Source organism: Algoriphagus litoralis (assembly GCF_003259255.1).
Classification (GTDB): domain Bacteria; phylum Bacteroidota; class Bacteroidia; order Cytophagales; family Cyclobacteriaceae; genus Algoriphagus; species Algoriphagus litoralis.
This window is the reverse complement of record NZ_QGOL01000048.1, coordinates 1-4,121: the sequence shown is the minus strand read 5'-3', so window position 1 is coordinate 4,121 and position 4,121 is coordinate 1. Positions and strand designations below refer to the sequence as shown.

General features: G+C 53.9%; 3 protein-coding genes. All 3 read right to left on the bottom strand.

Annotation, left to right across the window (positions count from 1 at the left end; all coding sequences use genetic code 11):
• On the bottom strand, nt 1–2,354 hold a 2,354-nt coding region (locus tag DK188_RS21275; RefSeq protein ID WP_111672874.1), incomplete at its 3' end, for an OmpA family protein.
• Between the two features lie 125 nt (nt 2,355–2,479).
• Nucleotides 2,480–3,454, bottom strand: a complete 975-nt coding sequence (locus DK188_RS21270; RefSeq protein WP_111672873.1) for a PorP/SprF family type IX secretion system membrane protein — start codon at nt 3,452–3,454, stop codon at nt 2,480–2,482.
• Nucleotides 3,455–3,466: 12 nt separating this feature from the next.
• Nucleotides 3,467–4,108 carry a T9SS type B sorting domain-containing protein gene (locus DK188_RS21265; protein WP_262512143.1) on the bottom strand — a complete coding sequence of 214 codons (642 nt, stop codon included), beginning with the start codon at nt 4,106–4,108 and terminating at the stop codon, nt 3,467–3,469.
• Nucleotides 4,109–4,121: the final 13 nt, after the last annotated feature.

The following is a 4,121-nucleotide window of genomic DNA, read 5'->3' as shown; positions in this document are numbered from 1 at the left end:
CGTCTGTTCAGCTGGTGCATCGCCGGGGTGCAGGTCACCTCGTTGCAGTCATGGATCGGCCGGGTCTTGCCAAACCACTGCGACTCCAGCCGGTTGTCTTCCACTCCACGGGTCTTCAGGTAGTCTTTCACCACCTGCGCTCTGCGCTCGGACAGCTTTTGGTTGTAGGCTTCATCCCCGCGCTGATCGGTATGCCCCTCGATGTACAGCATCAGGTTCGGCATCCGCTTCAGCATGATCGCCGTACGCTCCAGCTCGGTCTTGTGCACCGATCTGAGCATCGACTTGTCAAAGTCAAAGTAGATCGTCGGGATGTCGTTGATCTCTTCCTGGATCTTCTCAAAGATGTCCTCCGGCTCGCAGAAGTCCATATCCTTCAGCTCCTGCGGAATGTCATACTGCTTGGTAGGATCCGGAAACGCCTCCAGTACCAGTTCAGATCTCCTGTTCAGCTGATGGTTCTCCTCATTACATGGCTTGCCATTCCCGCAGTCGTTGATCAGCTGGCTCTCCCCAAACCACTCCAGTCTCACCCGGTCCGAGTTGATCCCTTTCGCTCCCAAGTATTCGGTCACCGCCTTCGCACGGTTGTTGGACAGCGTGATGTTGTACTCGTCACTCGCTCTGGAGTCCGTGTGGCTGGCCACCAGCAGGTCCAGGAAGCTGTACTTCTGCATCAGCTCGGCCAATTTGTCCAAGGCCGGCATCGCATCTTTTCGGATCATGAACTTGTCCAGATCGTAGTACACAATGTCCACATGCACCGGCAGCTGATACGGAATCGGCACCAGTCTGTATTCTCGCTTCACCGTGTCTCCTTCAAAACCCTTGGTCGTGATGCTCTCGTCGGTCAGCGGGAAGTAGCCCGGCTTGCTGATCGTAATCCCAAAGTCACTCTCCGGCTCCAGCTGGGCCGTCAGCTCTCCTTTGGCATTCCGTGCCGTGGGAACCATGATCCCCTGGGTCTTGTCCCGGAACGTGCTCAGGTAGCTCTCGGTAATGATCTGACCGTTGCAGTCCAGTACCCGTGCCAAAAACTGCTTGTACAGCTCCTTGGCCATGTAAATGTCATCCAGTCCCTGACCCCCGTTTCGGTTGGAGGACAGGTACACCGTCTTGTCTTTGCCTTCCCGGTATGCAAAATCGTCTGCCAACGAGTTGATCGGATGACCCATGTTTTTGGTGCCCGTGAATGCTGTTGGGCTATAGTTCGCCTCGAAAATGTCCATTCCTCCCAGGCCTTCGTGGCCCGTGGAGCTGAAGTAAAATCTGTTGTCTTTACGGAAAGGATGTGTCTCATTCCCTTTCGTATTCACTGCCGGACCCAGGTTCACCGGCGCTCCGAACGACAGGCTGTCTCCCATCACCGTGTACTCGCTGTAGTACAGATCGTACCCGCCCTGTCCCCCCCAGGATGGATCCTGGTTGTCTGAGGCAAAGTACAGTCTTTTCGCCTCCTCATCCACAAACGGATGCATCACCGCATACTTCAGCGAATCGTTGAATGCAAACGGTGTGAATCCTTCCAAGGCTCCATCTGGACCCACCTTGCTGTAGTAGATCTCCGGCTGCACCAGCAGCGTATCCTTCCTGCTCTTGCCCTTGACCTTGATGATCGAGCGCGTCACCGAATAAAACAGCTGCTGCTGGCCGGACGCATAGCTCGGATCCGAAAAGTGCATCGTATTGGGTACATTCGATACCACTTTGGCAATGTTGCCCTCTTGGTCTTTCCTGTATACCGAAAAATAGCTCCGGTCTGTGTAGTCACTCTTCTCCGCACTGAATATCTTGTTCCTGCCGTCTATTCGAAGGCCCGGCATCTTCTCGGGAAAAGAACCCCCTCGGTCGGACACAAAGTAGCTGTTGCCCCCTGCATCCTCGATGTAGGAAAAATCCCCCTCACTGCTGTTCACCCCTTCCACAGGCTCCAACTTCAGCTTTCTGGCACTCTGGGGAATCGAGCCAGCCGTCACGCCAAGGCTGTCCGCTGACACCCCCTTGGACTCGATGATCGACCTGGCCTCCGAATAATTGTCACTCAGAATACCCGTACGGAGCAGCTGGACCATATCCTCCTGGCTCGCCTCATCGTAGCCAACCGTGGTCTTCCACCAGGCATAGGCCCCCGCATAATCACGGAGCTGGTCCGTGGCTATTGCCGTCTTTCTGGCTGTCTGATAAGTGGGCTTCTTCGCATACGCCTCCTTATACACATCCAGCGCATGCTGGTAGTTCATCAGCTCCATCTGCTCGTCCGCATAGCGGACCTTCGACTGCTGGGCTTCTGACAATCCTATCGAACCCAAAAACAGGCCCGCCGTGATTCCAACTAGTAGTAGTGTCTTTTTCATGTGATTTCTGTTGATTTTTATTGGCCACATGGAATCTCGCATACCAAAAGCCGCATCCAAAAGAACCTTTTCTTTTATCCCCATAATATCCGGGCTGGCCTGCCCATACTGGCTCGATTTCATAATCAGAACCATCTTTGGTTTTTCATCATTGCTGTTCTCGGGATCATGTAGAAGCCCACTGAAAATTCATGCGAGTTCGCCCGGTAATCCTGAAGCACGTTCAGGTTGTGATCATACGCATACCCCAGACGAAGACGGTCCGTGGCAAAAATCTCAATGATCGCCGCTACCGCATTCCGGTTGGACAGGTTCGCCTCCAAATTATCATTCCAGATCTTCACGTTGCTCCGGTAAGACCCTCCCAACCAGATCCGGTCGTAAAACACAAACATCGCGTTGATGTCGTAGTTGGTCGGAGCCCCCTTCACTTCCTTGATCAGAAAGCTCGGCTTGAAGCCCACATCGTCCCCCAACTCAAACATCGCTCCGGCTGTCAGGTAATAGTGGAAGTCATGGTACGCCAGCGCGACATCCTCCCGCTCCAATGCCTTCTTCCCGATCATGTTGTACACACTGAAACCCGCATAAAACTTCGGCGTGTGGAAAAACAAGCCCGAATTCAGGTTCGGCGTGAACAGGTTCACCCGGCCCTGGGGCAAATCCACATCATTCGGATCGTTCGGATCCAGCAGGTCCCCGTCGATCATGTATTCGGTCACTCCCGCACTCACGCCCAATCCCAGGTGGCTGTTCCGGCCCGTCTGTATCCGGTACGCATAGGTCAGCAAGCCGCCCGTCGTACGCGCAGGACCCAGATTGTCACTCATCAGCGATACCCCAAAGCCCATCGTACCCTCGTTCGCACTCAGGTCCGCAGTCACCGTGTACGTCTTGGGTGCCCCGGGAAAACTCACCCACTGGCTCCGGTAAGTGGTCTGAATGTACGGCTCCATCTTGTATCCAGCATACCCCGGATTGATGTGCAACCCGTTGAATATGTACTGGCTAAACTGCGGTAGCTGCTGGCCAAAGGACACTCCGGTGGCAAATACCGCCACCAGTAGTGTCATTCCTATGATTTTAAAAGTCGTCTTCATAAGTCCTTTCGATTATTCTTTAATTACCTGGATCCAGCCCGTGAACTCGTGGACTCTGCCACTGCGGTCGGTCAACTTCAGCACGTAGAAGTAGGTACCCGCTACCTGACCCGGTGCATCCCAGTCATTCTGGTAGTTGGTCTTCTCTAGTACGTGATCCCCGTATCTATTGAGAATCACAATCTCACTGGCGGTAAACTTGCCAAGTCCCTTGATCTCAAACGTATCGTTGTCCCCGTCTGCATTTGGCGTAATCACGTTCGGAATTCGGAACGGCAACACCTCATTCACATCCGTGTCCTGATTGTTGGTCTCATCCGTGTCCTCCTCTTCCGAAGCTACCACCACCAAGTTCGTGATCGTGCCCGCATCGCCTGCCTTCACTCGCACCCTCAGCGTGATCACTCCGTCGGCAGGTAGGAATGGTACACTCCAGCTGATCTGACTACCACTCACTACCGGGGTGCCAACCTGGATCTGCGAACTGCTCACACTCACCACACTCGAACTTAGGTAGCTCACGCTCGCAGGCAAGTCATCCACAATCGATACGTTCGTCGCAGGAGTACCTCCGATGTTGCTCACCACAATCTCATACTCAAACTCGTCTCCCTCGTAGATCTCCGCTTCGAACGAAGTCTTGCTTACTGACAGATCAACGTTGTCG

Excerpts from the sequence above, each read along its gene's own strand:
- DK188_RS21270 (WP_111672873.1), bottom strand. The coding sequence starts at position 3,454 with ATGAAGACGACTTTTAAAATCATAGGAATGACACTACTGGTGGCGGTA.